The following is a 21,334-nucleotide window of genomic DNA, read 5'->3' as shown; positions in this document are numbered from 1 at the left end:
CGGTGGCAGGAGAAATGCCGAACTGACGGCAGAGGAAACGGATGTTCGCCCCGTCCTGCGAGGCGAACAGCACAAACTCGGTACGTAATGACATGGTATCTCTCGCATCCCAGGGCATAAGCGACTCCATAAACGGGTTCTTATGCCTCAGTTGTAAGTGTCTACCATGTCCCCGAACAAGTGTTCACTATGTCTCCGGACCGTACAGGGGTGAGGGGGGAATACCTCAGAACTCAACCACCACCTTCCCGCGCATATGCCCCTCCAGCACCTTACGGTGCGCTTCGGTAATGCTTTCCACGCTCAGCCCGTGCAGCGTTTCGCTGAGCGAGCTTTCCACCACGCCGTTATCCACCAGCTTCGCCACCTCATTTAAGATCTCACCCTGACGCGCCATATCAGCGGTCTGGTACATGCTGCGGGTGTACATAAACTCCCAGTGCAGGGCGGCGGATTTGGACTTCAGCTTGTCCTGGTTCAGCGGATGTTCATTCTCAACGATGGAACAAATATGCCCCTGCGGCGCAATCAGTTCACTGACCGCATCCCAATGCCCGTCGGTGTCGTTGAGGATGAAAATATAATCCACGAAGGTAAGTCCCTGCTTCGCCAGCTCGCCTTTTAGATCGCGGTAGTTGACCACTACGTCAGCACCGCGATCGCGGCACCACCGGGCGGAATCTTCTCGTGAAGCGGTTGCGATAATCTTCACCTTGCTGTTGTGCTTCGCAAACGGGATCGCCAGCGATCCCACGCCGCCCGCGCCGCCGATGATCAGCAGGGTTTTGTCCGCTTCGGCGTCCTGAATATTCAGCCGTTCAAACAGACCTTCCCACGCTGTGAGCGCAGTTAAGGGTAGCGCAGCGGCTGCCGCCCAGCCGAGGCTGGCAGGCTTGTGGCCGACAATGCGCGCATCTATCAGCTGATGAGTGGTATTGCTGCCCGGTCGGGTGATGTCGCCCGCGTACCACACCTCATCACCTGGTTTGAAGTCGGTGACGCCAGCTCCAGCGGCTTTGACGACCCCGCTGGCATCCCACCCCAGAATTCGCGGCTCGTTCAGCCCATTTTTGGCGATGCCTGCATGCACTTTGGTATCAACCGGGTTAATAGATACGGCTTTCACCTCTACCAGCAGATCGTGTTCGCCAGGCGTCGGCATTGGCGGGGTGATTTCAATGAAGGTGGACGGATTTTCTGGGTTAACGGCAATGGCTTTCACTGACATGGTGTGCTCCTCAATGGAATGCGTTTTGTTGAGGCTAGTCTATTAAGTGGCCAGCCGCATGATAAGATGGACAATCATGAACTCAGCGTTCGTACAGGGTGAACAATCATGTTTAAACAGCTGCAGGATATGGCGCTGTTTGCGCTGGTGGCGGAGATGGGCAGTTTCACCGCGGCGGCGCTGAAAGCCGAACTGCCGAAATCCAGCGTCAGCCAGCGCATCAGCCAGCTTGAACAGCAGGTGGGGATCCGTCTGCTGAATCGCACCACGCGCAGGATCAGCCTGACGTTCGCGGGCGAGCACTATCTGGTGCACTGTCGCGAGATGCTGGCGGCCAGCGAGCGGGCGGAGTACGCCATTCAGCGCCTGCGTGAAAACCCCAGCGGCAGGCTGCGTATTACCTGCCCGGCGGGGATTGGCGCGACCCTGCTGGCGCATATGAATGCCGAGTTTCAGCTTCGCTATCCTGACGTGTCGCTCGATGTATCGATCTCTGACGACGTGGTGGACCTGGTCGAGTCCGGTTTTGACGTGGCGCTGCGCACCGGCAAGCCGCAGGACTCCTCTCTGATAGGCAGAATGATCGGGCACTGCCCGCGCTACATGCTGGCCTCGCCGGACTACCTGGCACGCCGGGAGCCGTTAATCCATCCCCGACAGCTGGTGGAGCACCGCTGTATTACGCACCGGGCGTGGTCGGAGTGGCTGCTGCGAAGCGAGGGTGAGGATTACCGCTACCTGCCGGACAACGGCCACATGACCGATAATCTGGTGTACGCCCGCGAATGCGCGATTGCCGGGGCGGGGATCACGCTGTTGCCCGCATTTCTGCTGGAAGATAAGATCGAAAAGGGGGCGTTGGTTCAGGTGCTGCCGGAATGGCGCGTTGAAGGTAACGATCTCTGGCTGGCCTATCCGAGCCGGAAGCTGAATTCGCCCGCGCTGATGAGCTATATCGAGTTTGCGATGCAGTTTGATGAGGTGAAGCGGTATTACGTGGGTGGGTGATGTTGTGCGGCCTGATGCCCTCACCCTGAATAAAAAACGGCAACCGAGGTTGCCGTTTTGCTTTTATTTCGCAATACGCTTGTACTTAATACGCTTCGGCTCCAGCGCGTCTGCGCCCAGCGTGCGTTTTTTGTACTCTTCGTATTCGGTGAAGTTACCTTCGAAGAACTCCACTTTACCTTCGTCCTGGTAGTCCAGGATGTGGGTCGCGATACGGTCCAGGAACCAGCGGTCGTGCGAGATAACCATGGCGCAGCCCGGGAATTCCAGCAGGGCGTTTTCCAGTGCGCGCAGGGTTTCGATATCCAGGTCGTTGGTCGGTTCATCGAGCAACAGAACGTTACCGCCCACCTGCAGCAGCTTCGCCAGGTGCAGACGACCACGCTCGCCGCCGGACAGCTCGCCCACGCGTTTGCCCTGGTCGGTGCCCTTGAAGTTAAAGCGGCCAACGTAGGCGCGGCTTGGCATCTCGGTGTTGCCGATACGCATGATATCCAGACCGCCGGAGACTTCCTCCCACACGGTTTTGCTGTTATCCATCGCGTCACGGAACTGGTCTACGGAGGCCAGCTTCACGGTTTCACCCAGGGTGATTGAGCCGCTGTCTGGCTGTTCCTGACCGGACATCATGCGGAACAGGGTCGATTTACCCGCGCCGTTCGGACCGATGATGCCAACGATAGCGCCTTTCGGTACGGAGAAGGTCAGATCGTCGATCAGCACGCGGTCACCGTAGGACTTACGCAGGTTGGTCACTTCAACCACTTTATCCCCCAGACGTGCTCCAGGTGGAATAAACAGTTCGTTGGTTTCGTTACGTTTCTGGTATTCGGTGTTGTTCAGCTCTTCAAAGCGTGCCAGACGGGCTTTGCCCTTAGACTGACGGCCTTTCGCGCCCTGACGCACCCACTCCAGCTCTTTCTCGATAGACTTGCGACGGGCCGCTTCCTGAGACGCTTCCTGCGCCAGACGCTGATCTTTCTGCTCCAGCCAGGAAGAGTAGTTGCCTTCCCACGGAATACCTTCACCGCGGTCCAGCTCCAGGATCCAGCCGGCGACGTTGTCGAGGAAGTAACGGTCGTGGGTAATTGCTACAACGGTGCCTTCGAAGTCGTGCAGGAAGCGCTCCAGCCACGCCACGGATTCCGCATCCAGGTGGTTAGTTGGTTCGTCGAGCAGCAGCATGTCTGGTTTTTCCAGCAGCAGGCGGCACAGCGCCACGCGGCGGCGTTCACCACCGGAGAGATTCGCGATTTTCGCATCCCAGTCCGGCAGACGCAGGGCATCGGCCGCGCGCTCCAGCTGCACGTTCAGGTTGTGACCGTCGTGCGCCTGGATGATCTCTTCATATTTGCCCTGCTGAGCGGCCAGTTTGTCGAAGTCCGCATCCGGCTCGGCGTATTTGGCATACACTTCATCCAGACCTTTCAGCGCGTTAACCACTTCGGATACCGCTTCTTCAACGGATTCACGTACGGTGTGTTCCGGGTTCAGCTGAGGTTCCTGCGGCAGGTAGCCGATCTTGATGCCTGGCTGCGGACGGGCTTCACCTTCGATGTCTGTATCGATGCCGGCCATGATGCGCAGCAGGGTGGACTTACCGGCACCGTTGAGACCCAGCACACCAATTTTTGCGCCCGGGAAGAAGCTCAGCGAGATATTTTTAAGAATATGACGTTTCGGCGGGACAACTTTGCCGACACGATGCATGGTATAAACGAATTGAGCCACGTGGACTTCGCCTCTTTTATCGTAAATGAGAAGGAATTTCAGCCTCGAAGTGTAGCCTTTTTCACGCCCTAATCCCAGCCAGGAACGTCGGGAGTGTTAAAACGCGCAAGAAAGGTAAAAAAGTGTCCATGACGTGGCGCGTTGCTGGATGCCTGGTTAGCATAAGTTGTTGTGACTTTGACGTGGCAAGACGCTGCAATTGACGAAAAAACAATGAGGAAGAGCTTGTGGAAAAAGCCAAACGGGTGGTCTGGCGTCTGCTGGCTGCCAGCGTATGCGTAATGGCGGTAAGCCAGGCGGTGCATGCCGATTCACTGGATGAACAACGTAACCGCTACGCCCAGATTAAACAGGCGTGGGACAACAAGCAGATGGATACCGTGCAGGCGCTGATGCCGACGCTGAAGGATTATCCGCTGTATCCGTACCTTGAGTATCGCCAGATCACGGACGATCTCATGAATCAACCGACCGTCACCGTGAATAATTTCATTCAGGCGAACCCGACCCTGCCGCCTGCCCGAAATCTTCAGTCTCGTTTTGTGAATGAGCTGGCGCGGCGTGAAGACTGGCGCGGCCTGCTGGCGTTTAGCCCTGACAAGCCGAATACCACCGAAGCGCAGTGTAATTACTACTATGCGAAATGGGCGACCGGGCAGCAGGAAGAGGCCTGGGCCGGGGCGAAAGATCTGTGGCTGACCGGCAAAAGCCAGCCGAACGCCTGTGATTCCCTGTTCGGCGCATGGCGCGCTTCCGGCAAGCAGGATCCGCTGGCCTACCTTGAGCGCATCCGCCTGGCGATGAAAGCCGGCAACACGCGTCTGGTAACCGCGCTGGCAGGGCAGATGCCGTCCGATTACCAGACGATCTCCTCGGCGGTTATCGCGCTGGCAAACGATCCGAACAGCGTCCTGACCTTTGCCCGCAGCACGGGCTCGACCGATTTTACCCGCCAGATGGCGGCGGTAGCTTTTGCCAGCGTGGCGCGTGACGATGTCGAAAACGCGCGGCTGATGATCCCGCAGCTGGTGCAGGCGCAGCAGCTGAATGAAGATCAAACCCAGGAGCTGCGCGACATCGTGGCCTGGCGACTGATGGGCACGGACGTGACCGACGAACAGGCGCGCTGGCGTGACGATGCGATCATGCGCTCAAACTCGACCTCGCTTGTCGAGCGCCGCGTGCGCATGGCGCTGGGCACCGGCGACCGCCGTGGCCTCAACACCTGGCTCGCGCGTTTGCCGATGGAAGCCAAAGAGAAGGACGAATGGCGCTACTGGCAGGCCGATCTGCTGCTGGAGCGTGGCCGTGAAGACGAAGCCAAAGAGATTCTTCACTCGCTGATGCAGCAGCGCGGGTTCTACCCGATGGCGGCGGCGCAACGGCTGGGCGAGGAGTACACGCTTAAGATCGACAAAGCGCCCGCTAACGCGAACCCCGCTCTGACGCAGGGGCCAGAGATGGCGCGCGTGCGCGAGCTGATGTACTGGAACATGGATAACACCGCGCGCAGCGAGTGGGCCAACCTGGTGACCAGCCGCACCACGGATGAAAAAGCGCAGCTTGCCCGCTATGCGTTTGATAATCGCTGGTGGGATCTGAGCGTGCAGGCGACGATTTCAGGCAAGCTGTGGGACCATCTCGAAGAGCGTTTCCCGCTGGCGTATAAGGATCTGTTTGACCGCTACACCAGCGGCAAAGATATCCCGCAAAGCTACGCCATGGCGATTGCCCGTCAGGAGAGCGCATGGAACCCGAAAGTTCGTTCACCGGTGGGTGCCAGCGGGCTGATGCAAATTATGCCGGGGACGGCGACGCATACGGTGAAGATGTTCAACATTCCAGGTTACAGCAGCCCGTCACAGCTTCTTGATCCGGATACCAACATCAACATCGGCACCAGCTATTTGCAGTATGTCTATCAGCAGTTTGGCAATAACCGCATCTTCGCGTCGGCGGCGTATAACGCCGGTCCGGGCCGCGTGCGCACCTGGCTTGGCAACAGTGCAGGACGCATTGACGCAGTGGCGTTCGTGGAGAGCATTCCGTTCTCGGAAACGCGCGGCTACGTGAAGAACGTGCTGGCCTATGACGCCTACTATCGCTACTTCATGGGGCAGAAAGATACCCTGATGAGCGATGCCGAGTGGCAGAGACGTTACTGATCGGCATGGGTTGTGTTATGCTGTACTCGCTAAAGAGTACAAGAGGCAGCATAACATGACCCAGCATTCCCCGTATTCCTCGGCAATGGCCGAACAGCGTCACCAGGAGTGGCTTCGTTTTGTGGAGCTGCTTCGCCAGTCTTACGAGCAGGATTTGCACCTACCCCTCATGCAGCTGATGCTTACGCCGGACGAGCGTGAGGCGCTGGGCACGCGCGTGCGGATTATTGAAGAGCTATTGCGCGGTGAGATGAGCCAGCGCGAGCTGAAAAACGAGCTGGGCGCGGGCATCGCGACGATCACCCGTGGATCGAACAGCCTGAAGTCCGCGCCGGTTGAGCTGCGCCAGTGGCTCGAGTCGGTCTTATTGAGCGATCAACGATAAATGGCGTTATGAAACGGGCTCAGCGCCAGGATCACCGCCTGATGGTAAACCCCTGAACGCGTGAGCTTACCCGCCGTAAAGACGCCAATCGCCCCTTCTTTACGCCCAATCTCATCAATGCCGGTGTACTGTGACATCACCGGCCCGAGCGCTTCACCTGCACGCACTTTTTCCAGAATGATCTCCGGCAGCGGCAGGGTGGCTGAGCGCGCTTCGCCGCGCTGCTCACGGCTTTCAATCACCACCCAGCTAAAGGTTGCGCCCTCGTCGATGCCTGCTTCAATGGCGACCCAGTAGTCAGCCTTCGGGGCCGCGGCTTTTGCATTTGCCACGCGATTTCGTGCGCCAGCGCGCGTTTCCTCGCTGCCAAACGGCTGTTCAGGTACGCCACTCTCGACGCCGATGGCCTCAATATGGCAGGATCCTTCGCCGAAAATCTCTTCAAAAGCCTTTAGAATTGCCTGAATTTTGGCAGGATTGGTGGTAGCAGAGACAACATGGTGCATAATTAAGCTCGATTCAAAAAAAACTCATCGCAGTATAACGGAAAAAAAGCATGTTACAGGTATACCTTGTTCGCCACGGTGAAACGCAGTGGAACGCCGAGCGACGTATTCAAGGCCAGTCAGACAGTCCTCTCACCGAGAAGGGTGTGCAGCAAGCGTGGCAGGTGGCGGAACGCGCCAGAACGCTGGGCATTACCCACGTTATTACCAGCGATTTAGGTCGCACACAGCAGACGGCGCGCATCATTGCCGACGCCTGCGGCTGCGATGTGATGCTTGAGCCGCGCCTGCGCGAGCTGGATATGGGCGTGCTTGAAAAGCGCCATATTGATACGCTGACGGAAACGGAGGAAGGCTGGCGCCGCACGCTGGTGAACGGTACCGAAGATGGTCGTATTCCTGAAGGGGAATCCATGCAGGAGCTGAGCGTGCGTATGCATGCCGCGCTGGCGGAATGCCTCAAGCTTCCGGCAGGCAGCCGTCCGCTGCTGGTGAGTCACGGTATCGCGCTCGGCTGCCTGGTGAGCACCATTCTGGGGTTACCGGCTTACGCTGAGCGTCGGTTACGCCTGCGTAACTGCTCCATTTCCCGGATTGATTATCAGGAAAGCGCGTGGCTGGCGTCGGGCTGGGTCGTGGAGATGGCAGGGGACATTTCGCATCTCGATGCCCCTGCGCTTGATGAACTGCAGCGTTAACGACGGACAGGAATCAAGAATTCCATACGCAGATTGATTGGGCCTTCTTCCGGTTTGGCATCCTGCGCCGGGTAGTAGCGCTCGATATCCTGACCTTTACGGCGATTCAGATTCAGCATTGGCATGCAGGTCCCGTAAACGGTCAGGATAAACTCCTGGACGCCCGTACCCAGTCCTTCATACGAGAACATCACGTACTCGCCGCCTTCCAGCACGACCGGCTTCGAACCCTGAATGTAGCCATTCGCCAGCTCCGGCGTCAGCGCGGTGGTGTAAAACACCTCCTGCTCGTCGTCTTTTTCCTGGCTTGGGTGCGTTTCGTTGAGGCCATACAGGATCGGCGGAATGGCCGGCGCATGGCTCAGGAAATCGCGCCAGAACTGGACGCGCATCTGATGGCGGAACTCAGAAATCTGCTCCAGAGAGCACGAGTAGCTCTGGGTTGTACCGATCAGATGGGTTTCCGGCAGAGTGACCATTTCGTATTTCGGCATCGCGAACTCGCCCAGACGCAGCGGCGGACGCATGCCAAACGAGCTCCAGTCAGGCGAGCGGCGATAGAGCGCTGGCGTCAACGAGAACTGTTTTTTAAAGGCACGGGTGAAGGTCTGCTGCGAATCAAAACGGTACTGCAGGGCAATATCCAGAATTGGCCGCGCGGTCAGGCGCAAAGCCACCGCAGATTTCGATAAACGACGTGCGCGAATATAGGCACCGATAGCATGACCGGTGACATCCTTGAACATCCTTTGCAGATGCCACTTGGAATAGCCCGCTTTAGCCGCCACATTATCCAGTGACAAAGGCTGGTCGAGATGACCTTCCAGCCAGGTGAGCAGGTCGCGAATAATTCCAGCCTGATCCATATACTATCCTCATCCTTAAAACAGCAGGTGCCTGATAACAGGTTAGCGGATAATAGCATTTTTTGATGTTTTAGCATTCAGTGTTTTTTTTGCGCATTAATGCCTTTTCTCTCTCATTTTGGGTGAATATATTCTAATCCTGTGATCTTGCTACATTTTTGACTAACGTGTTGAATAATCGCTCAATGCAATTTTAAAGAATGGTAACAATATGAAATACAAGACTTTGCTTCTTACTGCCCTGTTGCTGGTAGCGGGCCGTGCGGCGCAGGCGGAACAGATTGGTTCTGTCGATACCGTGTTCAAAATGTTCGGTCCGGACCACAAAATTGTGGTGGAGGCGTTTGACGATCCGGACGTGAAAAACGTCACCTGCTACGTCAGCCGCGCGAAGACGGGCGGTATTAAAGGCGGCCTGGGGCTGGCGGAAGACACTTCCGATGCGGCGATCTCCTGTCAGCAGGTGGGACCGGTTGAGCTGAGTGATAAAATCAAAAACGGCAAAGCGCAGGGCGATGTGGTGTTCCAGAAACGGACCTCGCTGGTGTTTAAAAAGCTGCAGGTGGTGCGTTTCTATGATGCAAAACGCAATACCCTGGCCTACCTGGCGTATTCCGATAAAGTGGTGGAAGGGTCCCCGAAAAACGCCATTAGTGCGGTGCCGATTATGCCGTGGCATTAATTCAGGGATGAACCATGCAACAACCTGTAGTCTGGCTGGTTGAAGACGAAACCAGTATCGCCGATACGCTTATCTACATGCTTCAGCAGGAAGGATTTGCAGTAAAAGCGTTTGAGCGCGGTTTACCGGTGCTGGAGGCGGCGCGTCAGCAGGCTCCGGCGCTCGCCATTCTTGACGTCGGGCTGCCGGACATCAGCGGCTTTGAGCTCTGCCGCCAGCTTCTGGCGCAGCATCCGTCACTGCCCGTGCTGTTTCTGACGGCACGCAGTGACGAAGTGGATAAACTCCTCGGCCTGGAAATGGGCGCAGACGACTACGTCGCCAAGCCTTTCTCCCCGCGTGAGGTGTGCGCCCGGGTAAGGACCATTTTACGGCGGATGCAAAAATGCGTCGCGCCAGCGGAGACGGTGCGTATCGGACAGTTTGAGCTGAACGAAGCTGCCGCCCGAATTAGCTGGTGCGGTGAAGCATTACCGCTCACGCGCTATGAGTTTTTGCTGCTTAAAACGTTACTACAGGCTCCGGGACGGGTTTTCTCTCGGCAACAGTTAATGGACAAGGTGTGGGGTGAAGACGGCGACAGTTACGATCGTACCGTGGACACTCACATCAAGACCCTGCGCGCCAAGCTGCGGGCAGTGAATGAGGAACTGTCACCCATCAGCACCCATCGCGGTATGGGCTATAGCCTGGGGCTTTATTAATGCGCATCGGAATGCGTTTGCTGCTGGGGTACTTCCTGATCGTCGCCATCGCCGCATGGTTTGTGCTGTCGATCTTTGTTCAGGAAGTGAAGCCCGGCGTGCGCAGGGCAACCGAGGGCACGTTGATCGATACCGCGACCTTGCTCGCCGAAGTTGGGCGTGAGGATCTTCTTTCGGGCAATGCGCAGCAGGGCAGACTGGCGCAGGCCTTTTTACAGCTCCATCAGCGGCCTTTCCGCGCCAATATCGGCGGCATTCATAAGGTGCGCAACGAGTATCACGTCTACATGACCGATGCGCAGGGCCGCGTCGTGTTTGATTCTGCCGGCCTGGCCGTGGGGCAAGATTACTCTCGCTGGAACGATGTCTGGCTGACGCTTCGCGGCCAATACGGCGCGCGCAGTACCCAGAGCCATCCCGACGATCCGGAGAGCACGGTGATGTATGTTGCCGCACCGGTTGTGGAGCAGGGCAAGATAATCGGCGTGCTGTCGGTGGGGAAACCGAACAGCGCGATGGCACCGGTGATTCACCGCAGCGAGCGACGGATATTGTGGGCTGGCGGGGCACTGCTTGGCATTGCTTTACTGATCGGTTTTCTCGTCGCCTGGTGGATCAATCGTTCCATCAGTACGTTATCGCGCTATGCCGACTCGGTGACCACTGATACGCCTCTCCCGCTGCCTAATCCAGGCAGTAGCGAACTGCACAAGCTGGCTCAGGCGCTGGAAAATATGCGTATTCGCCTTGAGGGGAAAAACTACATTGAACATTATGTCCATGCGCTGACCCACGAGCTGAAAAGCCCAATAGCCGCCATACGCGGCGCGGCAGAAATTCTCACCGAGCAGCCGCCGCCGCAGGTGGCCGCGCGGTTTATCGATAATATTCTGGTGCAAAACGCGCGTATGCAGTCGCTGGTTGAAAAACTGCTGACTCAGGCGCGGCTTGAAAATCGGGTCGAGATTACGCCCCAGGCCGTCCGCGTCGACCTGCTGTTTACACGGCTTGCCGACGCGCGTTCGGCGCTATTGGCGGCAAAAAAGATTGCGCTGACCCTCCAGCCCGCTTCGCTTCTTGTTGAAGGCGATCCCGACCTGCTCGAACAGGCGCTCGGTAATTTACTGGATAATGCTATCGATTTTACCCCACAGGGCGGTGCCATTGAACTGGCGGCCCAGGAAGAGCAGGGGCAGATACGGCTGATCGTCACCGACAGCGGAAGCGGGATCCCGGATTATGCGCTGGAGCGTATTTTTGAGCGCTTTTATTCCCTGCCGCGCGAGAACGGGTTGAAAAGTAGCGGACTCGGGCTGGCGTTTGTTCAGGAGGTGGCGCGTCTGCACCACGGAGAGATTACATTGCGTAATCGTGATGAAGGTGGCGTGATAGCCACGCTGACACTTCACCGTCCCTTCACATAACTTCAAACTGGCCCCACACAGCCTGGTTACGCTCTCCACATCACAAAGGAGACGTAATGATGAAATCCCCCCTGTTCTGGAAAGTAAGCACCCTGCTGGGGTGCATCCTGCTGTTGTTAGTCCCACTGTTTATGGTGAGTAACCTCATTTCAGAGCGTGAAAGCTACCGCAACGATGTCGAAAATACGCTTCGCCAGAGCACCAGCGGGCCGCAAAAATTGGTCGGCCCGCTGATTGCGATCCCGGTAACCGAGGTTTTTTACAAGTTAGAGGATGAGAAAAAAGTCGAGTACAAGAAAAGCTATATGCATTTTATCCTGCCGGAGTCTCTGCGCGTTGAGGGTAACCAGCGCGTTGAGTCGCGAAATATCGGCATCTATGACGGACAGATCTGGAATACCGACCTCAACATAAAAGCCCGATTCAACACGGAAAAAATGACGCAGCTGAAAGGGGAGTCGATGACCCTGGGGCAGCCGTTTATCGTTGTTGGCGTGGGCGATGCTCGAGGCATTGGCACGGTGAAAGTCTCCAGTATCAACGGCGAGACGCTAAGTGTGGAGCCGGGTACAGGCGTGTATGGCGCGCTTTCCGGTATCCATATCCCGCTGACTGACAAAGCGCTGGAATTAAAAACGTTTGCTATGGATATTTCGCTGAATCTGACGGGGACAGGAAGTTTTGCCGTGGTACCTGTAGGACGTAGCAGTGAAATGGCGCTGAACAGCAACTGGCCGCATCCTGGCTTTATGGGTAATTATCTGCCGGTGAAGCATAAAATTGGTGACGCCGGTTTTCAGGCGAACTGGCAGAGCAGCTGGTTTGCGAACAATCTTGAGAGCTGGTTCAACGGAAGCGAGTCGCCGTCATGGGAGTCGATCCCCGCCTTCAGCGTTACGGTAGCCACGCCCGCCGATCAGTATCAGCTGACTGACCGGGCGATCAAGTACGCCATTTTGCTGATTGCGCTGACGTTTATGGCCTTCTTTGTTTTCGAGACCTTAACCGGGCTGCGCCTGCACCCGATGCAATATCTGTTGGTGGGGCTGTCGCTGGTGCTGTTCTATCTGGTGCTGTTGGCGCTATCAGAACATGTCGGGTTTACGCCAGCCTGGGTAGTTGCAAGTTTGGTTGGTGCGGCGATGAACGGAATGTACCTGCAGGCCGTGCTGAAAAGCTGGAAGCGCAGCGGGTTGTTTGTGCTGGCTTTGCTGGGGCTGGACGTGGTGATGTGGTTCCTGCTGCGCTCGGAGGATAGCGCACTGCTGTTGGGGTCTGCGGTTCTCGCGCTGGCGTTGTTCGCCGTCATGTACCTGACTCGTCATTTCGACTGGTATTCGCTTTCACAGCCGAAGCGACCTGCGCCGCCCGCAGAACCTGATAACGACACAATGCGGATCTGGAAATAAAAAAAACGGCGCAAATGCGCCGTTTTTTCATGCGTTAACTGCGGGATTACTCCTGCAGATCACCGCAGAAACGGTACCCTTCGCCGTGGATGGTGGCGATGATTTCCGGCGTATCAGGCGTCGATTCGAAATGCTTACGAATACGACGGATGGTCACGTCTACGGTACGGTCATGAGGCTTCAGCTCACGACCGGTCATTTTCTTCAGCAGTTCTGCACGGGACTGAATTTTTCCCGGATTTTCGCAGAAGTGCAGCATCGCGCGGAATTCGCTGCGCGGCAGCTTATACTGCTCACCGTTCGGGCTAATCAGTGAACGGCTATTGATATCAAGTTCCCAGCCGTTGAATTTGTAGCTGTCGACGCTACGACGCTCTTCGCTGACCGTGCCCAGATTCATGGTGCGGGACAGCAGGTTGCGTGCACGAATGGTTAACTCGCGAGGGTTGAACGGTTTGGTGATGTAGTCATCCGCACCGATCTCCAGGCCAAGAATTTTATCAACTTCGTTATCACGGCCCGTCAGGAACATTAACGCGACGTTCGCCTGTTCACGCAGTTCGCGCGCCAGCAGAAGACCGTTTTTGCCCGGCAGGTTGATATCCATGATCACCAGGTTGATATCATTTTCAGAAAGGATCTGATGCATCTCTGCGCCATCGGTCGCTTCAAAGACATCGTAGCCTTCTGCTTCGAAAATGCTCTTTAACGTGTTGCGTGTTACCAACTCGTCTTCAACGATAAGAATGTGCGGGGTCTGCATGTTTGCTACCTAAATTGCCAACTAAATCGAAACAGGAAGTACAAAAGTCCCTGACCTGCCTGATACATGTCGCAAATTAACATGATCGGCTTAACGTGACTAAAGTACGTAATTGCGTTCTTGATGCACTTTCCATCAACGTCAACAACATCATTAGCTTGGTCTTGGGTACTTTCCCTTTGGACCCGACAGTGTCAAAAACGGCTGTCATCCTAACCATTTTAACAGCAACATAACAGGCTAAGTGACACCAGACACCCAATAAAACTACGCTTCGTTGACATATATCAAGTTCAATTGTAGCACGTTAACAGTTTGATGAAATCATCGTAGCCGAATGCTAGCCTTTGTCACAATTTTTCAATAAACCAACTAGTTGCGGAGATTGATTTATAAACAAAGCGAATCCAATCAGAACAGGGTATTCACGTTGCCATTATCATTATAAAACATAGGGATAATAGGCTTCTGTTAACATTCTAACTGATTGTTCAGACACAAAATAGTTTAGCGTCTTTAATTTGTTATGAAACGCTATTTCGGTGATTTGTGTTGCAAATTTGTAAATTCGTGCTGCGTAATATGTTGAAGTGCATCACACTTTTCTCCGCTAACTGATTAAAAAGAGAGCATAAATGCATCTGTCGATTGTACTGGTCGCTCCAGCCAGAGCCGAAAATATAGGCGCTGCGGCGCGTGCCATGAAGACCATGGGTTTTACCGATTTACGTATTGTGGACAGCACTGCGCACCTGGAGCCTGCCGCCCGCTGGGTGGCGCACGGTTCGGGGGATATTCTCGATAATATAACGACTTACGCTACGCTTGCCGACGCGCTGCATGACATTTCATTTACCGTTGCCACCACAGCACGCAGCCGGGCGAAGTTCCACTACTACGCCACGCCTGCTGAACTGGTGCCCATGCTGGAAGAGAAAAGCCAGTGGCTTGAGAAAGCCGCGCTGGTATTTGGTCGTGAAGATTCCGGGCTCACCAACGAAGAGCTTGAGCTGGCGGACGTTCTCACCGGTGCGCCGATGGTAGCCGATTATCCTTCCCTGAATTTAGGCCAGGCGGTAATGGTCTATTGCTATCAATTAGCTTCCCTAATGCAAATCCCTCAACCCCAGACAGAAGCCGCCAATGAAAATCAGCTGGCCGCGCTTCGTGCTCGCGTAGAGCGTCTTTTATCGAGCCTTGGCGTTGCGGACGATCAAAAAATGGCCGACTGGCTACAGCAGCGCCTTGGACGTCTTGAGCAGCGGGACACCGCCATGTTGCACCGTTTGCTGCACGATATTGAAAAAAAATTGGCCGAGTAAAATGCTGTCATAAGTTTTTACTATGGCGAAATGGTCTGTCGTGGAGGGTTGCGGCTGGGGGATTCGGATGAAAATAAAACGTCACGCAGCGTGACGTGAACGTCCGCGGAATTGTGATCAAATTAAAAATTCATTGACTTAAGGTGCCCGATCCTTTAACCCTAAAAGAATACAGCACAGACAGATAATAATGACAGAGTACACAACATCCATGAAACGCATCAGCATCACCACCATTACCACAACCATCATCATTACCACAGGTAACGATGCGGGCTGACGCGTACAGGAAAAACAGAAAAAAGCCCGCACCTGAACAGTGCGGGCTTTTTTTTCGGCTAAAGGAAACGAGGTAGAACCATGCGAGTGTTGAAGTTCGGCGGTACATCAGTGGCAAATGCAGAACGTTTTCTGCGTGTTGCCGATATCCTGGAGAGCAACGCCAGGCAGGGGCAGGTTGCGACCGTGCTCTCTGCCCCGGCAAAAATCACAAACCATCTGGTGGCGATGATTGAAAAGACCATCGGTGGCCAGGATGCACTCCCGAACATCAGCGATGCCGAGCGTATCTTCGCCGAGCTGTTGCAGGGGCTGGCAGAGGCGCAGCCTGGTTTCCCGCTCGCGCAGCTGAAGTCTTTCGTTGAGCAGGAGTTTGCTCAGATCAAGCATGTGCTGCACGGCATCAGCCTGCTGGGCCAGTGCCCGGACAGCGTCAACGCGGCGCTGATCTGCCGGGGCGAAAAACTCTCCATCGCCATCATGGCGGGCGTGCTGGAAGCGCGCGGCCACAACGTTACCGTGATCAATCCGGTTGAGAAATTGCTGGCAGCGGGCCACTACCTCGAATCTACCGTTGATATTGCCGAATCAACCCGCCGTATTGCCGCGAGCAAAATCCCCTCTGACCACATGATCCTGATGGCGGGCTTTACCGCCGGGAACGAGAAGGGCGAGCTGGTAGTGCTGGGCCGTAACGGCTCCGACTACTCTGCCGCCGTGCTGGCCGCCTGTTTACGCGTAGACTGCTGTGAGATCTGGACTGACGTCGACGGCGTCTATACCTGCGATCCGCGCCAGGTGCCGGACGCCAGGCTGCTGAAGTCGATGTCGTACCAGGAAGCGATGGAGCTTTCCTACTTCGGCGCCAAAGTGCTTCACCCGCGTACCATCTCCCCCATTGCCCAGTTCCAGATCCCATGCCTGATTAAAAACACCGGTAACCCGCAGGCGCCAGGCACGTTGATTGGTGCCAGCAGCGATGAAGATGGTCTGCCGGTGAAAGGCATTTCCAACCTGAATAATATGGCAATGTTCAGCGTCTCCGGTCCGGGGATGAAGGGGATGGTCGGCATGGCGGCGCGCGTTTTTGCGGCCATGTCACGCAACGGTATCTCGGTGGTGCTGATCACCCAGTCCTCTTCCGAATACAGCATCAGCTTCTGCGTGCCTCAGGTCGACTGTCTGCGCGCCCGCCGCGCGCTGGAAGAAGAGTTCTATCTGGAGTTGAAAGAGGAACTGCTGGAGCCGCTCTCCATTCAGGAACGCCTGGCGGTGATTTCCGTGGTTGGCGACGGTATGCGCACGCTGCGCGGTATCTCCGCCAAATTCTTTGCCGCGCTGGCGCGGGCCAATATCAACATCGTGGCGATTGCCCAGGGCTCGTCCGAGCGTTCAATCTCCGTGGTGGTGGATAACGATGACGCCACCACCGGCGTGCGCGTGGTTCACCAGATGCTGTTCAACACCGATCAGGTCATTGAGCTATTCCTGATTGGCGTGGGCGGCGTCGGCGGTGCGCTGCTGGAGCAGGTGAAGCGCCAGCAGGAGTGGCTTAAGAAAAAGCACATCGATCTGCGCGTCTGCGGAATTGCGAACTCGAAAGCGCTGCTTACTAACGTTCACGGGCTGAACCTGGAGAACTGGCAGGCGGAGCTGGAAGAGGCGAAAGAGCCGTTCAACCTGGGGCGCCTGATCCGTCTGGTGAAAGAGTATCACCTGCTTAACCCGGTTATCGTTGACTGTACCTCGAATCAGGCGGTGGCCGACCAGTACGCCGACTTCCTGCGCGAAGGCTTCCACGTGGTGACGCCGAACAAAAAGGCCAACACCTCGTCGATGGATTACTATCACCAGCTGCGCCTGGCGGCGAGCAAGTCGCGCCGCAAGTTCCTGTACGACACCAATGTCGGTGCCGGCCTGCCGGTCATCGAGAACCTGCAAAACCTGCTGAACGCGGGCGACGAACTGCAGCGTTTCTCCGGCATCCTCTCCGGCTCCCTGTCGTTTATCTTCGGCAAGCTGGATGAAGGGATGAGGCTGTCGGAAGCCACCCGTGCCGCGCGCGAGCTGGGCTACACCGAGCCAGATCCGCGCGACGATCTCTCCGGGATGGACGTGGCGCGCAAGCTGCTGATCCTGGTGCGCGAAACGGGCCGCGAGCTGGAGCTTTCGGATATCGTGATTGAACCGGTGCTGCCAGCTGAGTTTGACACCAGCGGCGATGTCAGCACCTTTATGGCGAATTTACCTCAGCTTGACGATGCCTTTGCCGCACGCGTTGCGAAAGCCCGTGATGAAGGTAAGGTATTGCGCTATGTTGGCAACATTGAAGAGGACGGCGTATGCCGGGTGAAGATTGCCGAAGTGGATGGTAACGACCCGCTGTACAAAGTCAAAAACGGCGAAAACGCCCTCGCGTTTTACAGCCATTATTATCAGCCATTGCCGCTGGTGCTTCGCGGCTATGGCGCAGGGAATGATGTGACGGCGGCGGGCGTTTTTGCCGACCTGCTGCGTACCCTGTCATGGAAGTTAGGAGTTTAAGATGGTTAAAGTATATGCCCCGGCTTCCAGCGCCAATATGAGCGTCGGATTTGACGTGCTGGGTGCGGCGGTGACGCCGGTGGATGGTTCGCTGCTGGGCGATACGGTAACGGTTGAGGCGGCAGAAAGCTTCAGCCTGAATAACGTCGGCCGTTTCGCCAGCAAGCTGCCGCATGAACCGCGCGAGAATATCGTTTATCAGTGCTGGGAGCGCTTCTGTCAGGAGATCGGCAAAAACGTGCCGGTCGCCATGACGCTGGAAAAAAGCATGCCGATTGGTTCGGGCCTGGGCTCCAGCGCCTGCTCGGTTGTCGCCGCGCTGGTGGCGATGAACGAGCACTGCGGCAAGCCGCTGAACAATAGCCGTCTGCTGGCGCTGATGGGCGAGCTGGAAGGGCGCATCTCCGGCAGTATTCATTACGATAACGTGGCGCCATGCTTCCTCGGCGGCATGCAGCTGATGATTGAAGAAAATGGCATCATCAGCCAGCAGGTGCCAGGGTTTGATGAGTGGCTGTGGGTGCTGGCCTATCCGGGCATCAAGGTCTCTACCGCGGAAGCACGTGCGATCCTGCCTGCGCAGTATCGTCGCCAGGACTGTATCGCCCACGGGCGTCACCTGGCGGGCTTTATTCACGCCTGCTACACCCGCCAGCCGCAGCTGGCGGCGAAACTGATGAAAGACGTCATTGCCGAGCCGTACCGTACGAAGCTGCTACCCGGCTTTAACGAGGCGCGACAGGCTTCAATGGATATCGGCGCGCAGGCGTGCGGCATCTCCGGCTCCGGCCCGACGCTGTTCGCCCTGTGCGATAAGCCAGACACCGCGCAGCGCGTGGCGGACTGGCTCTCTAAACACTACCTGCAAAATCAGGAAGGCTTTGTTCATATTTGCCGTCTGGACACGGCTGGCGCACGAGTACTGGGATAACGAATGAAACTCTACAACCTTAAAGATCATAACGAGCAGGTCAGCTTCGCGCAGGCGGTGACTCAGGGGCTGGGCAAAAATCAGGGGCTGTTTTTCCCGCACGACCTGCCGGAATTTCAGCTGACCGAAATCGATGAGCTGCTGAAGCTGGACTTTGTCACCCGCAGCACCAAAATTCTGTCTGCGTTTATTGGCGATGAAATCCCGCAGGAGCTGCTGGAAGAGCGCGTGCGTGCGGCGTTTGCTTTCCCGGCTCCGGTTAAGCAGGTGGAGCCTGACGTCGGTTGTCTGGAGCTGTTCCACGGTCCGACCCTGGCGTTTAAAGACTTCGGCGGCCGCTTTATGGCGCAGATGCTGACCCACATCAGCGGCGACAAGCCGGTGACCATCCTGACCGCGACCTCCGGTGATACCGGTGCGGCGGTGGCACACGCGTTCTACGGCCTGAAAAACGTCCGCGTGGTGATCCTCTATCCGAAAGGCAAGATCAGCCCGTTGCAGGAAAAACTGTTCTGCACCCTCGGCGGCAACATTGAAACCGTGGCGATCGACGGCGATTTCGATGCCTGCCAGGCGCTGGTCAAGCAAGCGTTCGATGATGAAGAGCTGAAGGCCGCGCTGGGGCTGAACTCGGCGAACTCCATCAACATCAGCCGCCTGCTGGCGCAGATCTGCTACTACTTCGAAGCGGTGGCTCAGCTGCCGCAGGAAGCGCGCAATCAGCTGGTAGTTTCCGTACCAAGCGGCAACTTCGGCGACCTGACGGCGGGGCTGCTGGCGAAATCTCTCGGTCTGCCGGTGAAACGCTTTATCGCTGCCACCAACGCCAACGATACCGTGCCACGCTTCCTGAAAGACGGCAAATGGGCGCCTAACGCTACGCAGGCGACGCTCTCCAATGCCATGGACGTGTCGCAGCCGAACAACTGGCCGCGCGTGGAAGAGCTGTTCCGCCGCAAGGTGTGGCGTCTGGGTGACCTGGGCTACGCTGCGGTGACGGACGAAACCACCAAAGCCACCATGCGCGAGCTGAAAGCGGTGGGCTACACCTCTGAGCCGCACGCGGCAATTGCTTACCGCGCGCTGCGCGACCAGCTTAACCCGGGTGAATATGGCCTGTTCCTGGGCACCGCGCATCCGGCGAAGTTCAAAGAGAGCGTGGAAGATATTCTGGGCGAAACGCTGCCGCTGCCAAAAGAGCTGGCCGAGCGCGCCGACCTGCCGCTGCTGTCTCATGAGCTGCCGGCGGATTTTGCGGCACTGCGGAATCTGATGATGACGCGCGCGTGATTTTGTTGCCCGGTGGCGCTACGCCTTACCGGGCCTACAACGACGAGATGACCGTAGGCCGGGTAAGCGCAGCGCCACCCGGCTTTTTTATGAAGAAATTAAGGAGAAAAATTGCAGGAAAAAAGCAGAAATTCCCAATAAATGCGGTCACTTAGCGTTTAGGATTGCAGAGAATAACATCCACCGTTCCCCTCGCGTACTCTCCTTACATCGGCCCACGTTGGGCAAGAAGAATAAGGAGTCACCTGTGTCTACACTAAAACCTGCACTCATTGCGCTTTCTCTGGTGCTGGTCGCCCCCATGGCGGTACAGGCATCTGAAATTACTCTCGTACCTGCGGTAAAACTGCAGATTGGCGATCGGGACAATAGCGGGCATTACTGGGATGGCGGCCGCTGGCGCGACCACGACTGGTGGAAGGCGCATTATGACTGGCGCGATAACCATTGGCGTCCGCATGACGAGCATCGCGATCGTGATGACCGACACGACCATCATCACGACGAGCACCGTCCGGGCCCGGACTGGAAGCACCATTAACGCAAAACCCCGCCAGATGGCGGGGTTTAGTTTTACTGCTCGTGGCGCTTAAATACCAGCTCACCTTTCCCTGACGACGCCTCGTCAAAGAAATAGCCGTCGGTGTTGAATCCCATTAACTGCTCCGGCTTCGTCAGGCGGTTCTGAATGATGTAGCGGCTCATCAGGCCACGCGCTTTTTTCGCATAGAAGCTGATGACCTTGAACTTGCCGTTCTTCTCATCAAGGAAGACCGGCTTAACGATCTCCGCGTTCAGCTTTTTCGGCTTCACCGACTTGTAGTACTCATCAGATGCCAGGTTAACCACCACGTTATCACCCTGAGCATGCAGCGCCGCGTTCAGCTTGTCGGTGATGATGTCGCCCCAGAAATGGTAAAGGTCTTTGCCTTTGGCGTTTTCCAGGCGAATCCCCATCTCCAGACGATATGGCTGCATCAGATCCAGCGGGCGCAGTACGCCATACAGGCCCGACAGCATGCGCAGATGCTGCTGGGCAAAATCAAAGTCGGCTTCGCTAAAATCTTCCGCCTGCAGGCCGGTGTAAACATCGCCCTTAAACGCCAGGATCGCCTGGCGCGCGTTGGCGGGGGTGAAATCTGGGTGCCACTCGTGGAACCGGGTCGCGTTCAGGTCTGCCAGCTTGTCGCTGATGCTCATCAGCGAGGCGATTTGCGGCGCAGAGAGCTTGCGCGCTTCGCGGATCAGCTGTTGCGAATAGTCCAGCAGTTCTGGCTGGGTATAACGCTCGGTGGCGAGCGGGCTCTGGTAGTCGAGCGTTTTTGCAGGTGAAATCAGAATCAGCATATCCAGTCCTTGCAGGAAATTTAGAGCGACTTTAACAAAAAATCGCCCTGAA

Annotated in this window: 21 protein-coding genes, 1 pseudogene and 1 other annotated feature; of the genes and pseudogenes, 15 read left to right on the top strand and 7 right to left on the bottom strand. The window is 56.4% G+C overall.

Features of this window, described 5'->3' with window-relative positions; all coding sequences use genetic code 11:
- Nucleotides 1–130, bottom strand: a pseudogene (locus ACMWL8_RS10670) (IS481 family transposase); the annotation flags it as partial.
- A 96-nt stretch (nucleotides 131–226) separates the two neighbouring features.
- Nucleotides 227–1,228 (bottom strand): zinc-binding alcohol dehydrogenase family protein, encoded by a 1,002-nt coding sequence (locus tag ACMWL8_RS10665; RefSeq protein ID WP_045259418.1) that lies wholly within the window; start codon nucleotides 1,226–1,228, stop codon nucleotides 227–229.
- A gap of 108 nt (nucleotides 1,229–1,336) precedes the next feature.
- Here ACMWL8_RS10665 and ACMWL8_RS10660 point away from each other — a divergent pair, with 108 nt between their 5' ends.
- The gene (locus ACMWL8_RS10660; protein WP_028015447.1) at nucleotides 1,337–2,236 is read left to right on the top strand and encodes a LysR family transcriptional regulator; all 900 of its coding nucleotides are present in this window, start codon (nucleotides 1,337–1,339) and stop codon (nucleotides 2,234–2,236) included.
- A 63-nt stretch (nucleotides 2,237–2,299) separates the two neighbouring features.
- On the opposite strand, the gene ettA is transcribed toward ACMWL8_RS10660, so the two are convergent.
- Complete coding sequence (gene ettA, locus ACMWL8_RS10655) at nucleotides 2,300–3,967, bottom strand: energy-dependent translational throttle protein EttA (protein ID WP_003856515.1); 1,668 nt, start codon at nucleotides 3,965–3,967, stop codon at nucleotides 2,300–2,302.
- Between the two features lie 227 nt (nucleotides 3,968–4,194).
- Here ettA and sltY point away from each other — a divergent pair, with 227 nt between their 5' ends.
- Together sltY and trpR are read left to right on the top strand one after the other, a co-directional pair.
- Nucleotides 4,195–6,132 (top strand): murein transglycosylase, encoded by a 1,938-nt coding sequence (sltY, locus tag ACMWL8_RS10650; RefSeq protein WP_028015448.1) that lies wholly within the window; start codon nucleotides 4,195–4,197, stop codon nucleotides 6,130–6,132.
- Between the two features lie 55 nt (nucleotides 6,133–6,187).
- Nucleotides 6,188–6,517, top strand: coding sequence for a trp operon repressor (gene trpR, locus ACMWL8_RS10645; RefSeq protein WP_024907404.1), 330 nt, complete (start codon nucleotides 6,188–6,190; stop codon nucleotides 6,515–6,517).
- Here trpR and yjjX read toward each other — a convergent pair.
- Nucleotides 6,508–7,023 carry an inosine/xanthosine triphosphatase gene (gene yjjX, locus ACMWL8_RS10640; protein WP_045259419.1) on the bottom strand — a complete coding sequence of 172 codons (516 nt, stop codon included), beginning with the start codon at nucleotides 7,021–7,023 and terminating at the stop codon, nucleotides 6,508–6,510. The two genes, trpR and yjjX, sit on opposite strands and share 10 nt — an antisense overlap.
- Nucleotides 7,024–7,073: 50 nt before the next feature.
- Between yjjX and gpmB the strand changes: the two genes are divergently transcribed.
- Nucleotides 7,074–7,721 carry a 2,3-diphosphoglycerate-dependent phosphoglycerate mutase GpmB gene (gpmB, locus tag ACMWL8_RS10635; RefSeq protein ID WP_008502057.1) on the top strand — a complete coding sequence of 216 codons (648 nt, stop codon included), beginning with the start codon at nucleotides 7,074–7,076 and terminating at the stop codon, nucleotides 7,719–7,721.
- On the opposite strand, the gene robA is transcribed toward gpmB, so the two are convergent.
- The gene (gene robA, locus ACMWL8_RS10630) at nucleotides 7,718–8,587 is read right to left on the bottom strand and encodes an MDR efflux pump AcrAB transcriptional activator RobA (protein WP_028015450.1); all 870 of its coding nucleotides are present in this window, start codon (nucleotides 8,585–8,587) and stop codon (nucleotides 7,718–7,720) included. The genes gpmB and robA overlap by 4 nt on opposite strands.
- 211 nt (nucleotides 8,588–8,798) lie before the next feature.
- On the opposite strand from robA, the gene creA reads away from it, so the two are divergent.
- Genes creA through creD form a run of 4 tightly spaced genes read left to right on the top strand, consistent with a single transcriptional unit; the run spans nucleotide 8,799 to nucleotide 12,806 of the window.
- On the top strand, nucleotides 8,799–9,269 hold the full coding sequence (creA, locus tag ACMWL8_RS10625; RefSeq protein WP_014882476.1) for a protein CreA: 471 nt from the start codon (nucleotides 8,799–8,801) through the stop codon (nucleotides 9,267–9,269).
- Between the two features lie 14 nt (nucleotides 9,270–9,283).
- Nucleotides 9,284–9,973: a two-component system response regulator CreB gene (gene creB, locus ACMWL8_RS10620; protein WP_045259420.1), complete on the top strand. Its 690-nt coding sequence runs from the start codon at nucleotides 9,284–9,286 to the stop codon at nucleotides 9,971–9,973.
- Complete coding sequence (gene creC, locus ACMWL8_RS10615; RefSeq protein WP_028015452.1) at nucleotides 9,973–11,397, top strand: two-component system sensor histidine kinase CreC; 1,425 nt, start codon at nucleotides 9,973–9,975, stop codon at nucleotides 11,395–11,397. Before creB ends, creC begins: the two co-directional genes overlap by 1 nt.
- A gap of 56 nt (nucleotides 11,398–11,453) precedes the next feature.
- A complete protein-coding gene (gene creD / locus ACMWL8_RS10610) occupies nucleotides 11,454–12,806 on the top strand; it encodes a cell envelope integrity protein CreD (RefSeq protein WP_041911278.1) in 1,353 nt (450 codons plus the stop codon).
- Nucleotides 12,807–12,852: 46 nt separating this feature from the next.
- Here the strand turns inward: creD and arcA are convergent, their stop codons facing one another.
- Entirely contained in the window at nucleotides 12,853–13,569 is a 717-nt protein-coding gene (arcA, locus tag ACMWL8_RS10605) for a two-component system response regulator ArcA (protein ID WP_003856501.1), read from the bottom strand.
- A gap of 95 nt (nucleotides 13,570–13,664) precedes the next feature.
- Between arcA and yjjY the strand changes: the two genes are divergently transcribed.
- The 7 genes from yjjY to ACMWL8_RS10570 all read left to right on the top strand — a co-directional run bounded on the left by yjjY (nucleotide 13,665) and on the right by ACMWL8_RS10570 (nucleotide 20,476).
- Complete coding sequence (gene yjjY, locus ACMWL8_RS10600) at nucleotides 13,665–13,805, top strand: protein YjjY (RefSeq protein ID WP_085928893.1); 141 nt, start codon at nucleotides 13,665–13,667, stop codon at nucleotides 13,803–13,805.
- Between the two features lie 399 nt (nucleotides 13,806–14,204).
- Nucleotides 14,205–14,891, top strand: a complete 687-nt coding sequence (locus ACMWL8_RS10595; protein ID WP_045259421.1) for a tRNA/rRNA methyltransferase — start codon at nucleotides 14,205–14,207, stop codon at nucleotides 14,889–14,891.
- A gap of 211 nt (nucleotides 14,892–15,102) precedes the next feature.
- On the top strand, nucleotides 15,103–15,171 hold the full coding sequence (gene thrL / locus ACMWL8_RS10590) for a thr operon leader peptide (RefSeq protein ID WP_015572623.1): 69 nt from the start codon (nucleotides 15,103–15,105) through the stop codon (nucleotides 15,169–15,171).
- Nucleotides 15,110–15,227 (top strand) — a sequence feature (Thr leader region). Its footprint overlaps the gene before it by 62 nt.
- 24 nt (nucleotides 15,228–15,251) lie before the next feature.
- Complete coding sequence (thrA, locus tag ACMWL8_RS10585; protein WP_045259422.1) at nucleotides 15,252–17,714, top strand: bifunctional aspartate kinase/homoserine dehydrogenase I; 2,463 nt, start codon at nucleotides 15,252–15,254, stop codon at nucleotides 17,712–17,714.
- Nucleotide 17,715: 1 nt separating this feature from the next.
- Entirely contained in the window at nucleotides 17,716–18,645 is a 930-nt protein-coding gene (gene thrB / locus ACMWL8_RS10580; RefSeq protein WP_045259423.1) for a homoserine kinase, read from the top strand.
- 3 nt (nucleotides 18,646–18,648) lie between these two features.
- Nucleotides 18,649–19,935 carry a threonine synthase gene (thrC, locus tag ACMWL8_RS10575; RefSeq protein WP_045259424.1) on the top strand — a complete coding sequence of 429 codons (1,287 nt, stop codon included), beginning with the start codon at nucleotides 18,649–18,651 and terminating at the stop codon, nucleotides 19,933–19,935.
- Between the two features lie 247 nt (nucleotides 19,936–20,182).
- Entirely contained in the window at nucleotides 20,183–20,476 is a 294-nt protein-coding gene (locus tag ACMWL8_RS10570; RefSeq protein ID WP_045259425.1) for a DUF2502 domain-containing protein, read from the top strand.
- Between the two features lie 32 nt (nucleotides 20,477–20,508).
- Here the strand turns inward: ACMWL8_RS10570 and yaaA are convergent, their stop codons facing one another.
- Complete coding sequence (yaaA, locus tag ACMWL8_RS10565; RefSeq protein WP_045259426.1) at nucleotides 20,509–21,282, bottom strand: peroxide stress protein YaaA; 774 nt, start codon at nucleotides 21,280–21,282, stop codon at nucleotides 20,509–20,511.
- Nucleotides 21,283–21,334: the final 52 nt, after the last annotated feature.

The organism is Enterobacter sp. 04-C-12-SI-ECC (assembly GCF_047530715.1).
GTDB lineage: Bacteria > Pseudomonadota > Gammaproteobacteria > Enterobacterales > Enterobacteriaceae > Enterobacter > Enterobacter bugandensis.
Note: the sequence above shows the minus strand (reverse complement) of the source record. Positions and strands in the feature narration are given on the sequence as shown.

Bases quoted from the DNA above. Each gene is read 5' to 3' on its own strand.
- ACMWL8_RS10595 (WP_045259421.1), top strand. From the start codon at position 14,205: ATGCATCTGTCGATTGTACTGGTCGCTCCAGCCAGAGCCGAAAATATA.
- trpR (WP_024907404.1), top strand. From the start codon at position 6,188: ATGACCCAGCATTCCCCGTATTCCTCGGCAATGGCCGAACAGCGTCAC.
- creA (WP_014882476.1), top strand. From the start codon at position 8,799: ATGAAATACAAGACTTTGCTTCTTACTGCCCTGTTGCTGGTAGCGGGC.
- ACMWL8_RS10660 (WP_028015447.1), top strand. From the start codon at position 1,337: ATGTTTAAACAGCTGCAGGATATGGCGCTGTTTGCGCTGGTGGCGGAG.
- thrA (WP_045259422.1), top strand. From the start codon at position 15,252: ATGCGAGTGTTGAAGTTCGGCGGTACATCAGTGGCAAATGCAGAACGT.
- yaaA (WP_045259426.1), bottom strand. From the start codon at position 21,282: ATGCTGATTCTGATTTCACCTGCAAAAACGCTCGACTACCAGAGCCCG.
- creD (WP_041911278.1), top strand. From the start codon at position 11,454: ATGATGAAATCCCCCCTGTTCTGGAAAGTAAGCACCCTGCTGGGGTGC.
- creB (WP_045259420.1), top strand. From the start codon at position 9,284: ATGCAACAACCTGTAGTCTGGCTGGTTGAAGACGAAACCAGTATCGCC.
- creC (WP_028015452.1), top strand. From the start codon at position 9,973: ATGCGCATCGGAATGCGTTTGCTGCTGGGGTACTTCCTGATCGTCGCC.
- thrC (WP_045259424.1), top strand. From the start codon at position 18,649: ATGAAACTCTACAACCTTAAAGATCATAACGAGCAGGTCAGCTTCGCG.
- thrB (WP_045259423.1), top strand. From the start codon at position 17,716: ATGGTTAAAGTATATGCCCCGGCTTCCAGCGCCAATATGAGCGTCGGA.
- arcA (WP_003856501.1), bottom strand. From the start codon at position 13,569: ATGCAGACCCCGCACATTCTTATCGTTGAAGACGAGTTGGTAACACGC.
- yjjX (WP_045259419.1), bottom strand. From the start codon at position 7,023: ATGCACCATGTTGTCTCTGCTACCACCAATCCTGCCAAAATTCAGGCA.
- ACMWL8_RS10665 (WP_045259418.1), bottom strand. From the start codon at position 1,228: ATGTCAGTGAAAGCCATTGCCGTTAACCCAGAAAATCCGTCCACCTTC.
- robA (WP_028015450.1), bottom strand. From the start codon at position 8,587: ATGGATCAGGCTGGAATTATTCGCGACCTGCTCACCTGGCTGGAAGGT.
- gpmB (WP_008502057.1), top strand. From the start codon at position 7,074: ATGTTACAGGTATACCTTGTTCGCCACGGTGAAACGCAGTGGAACGCC.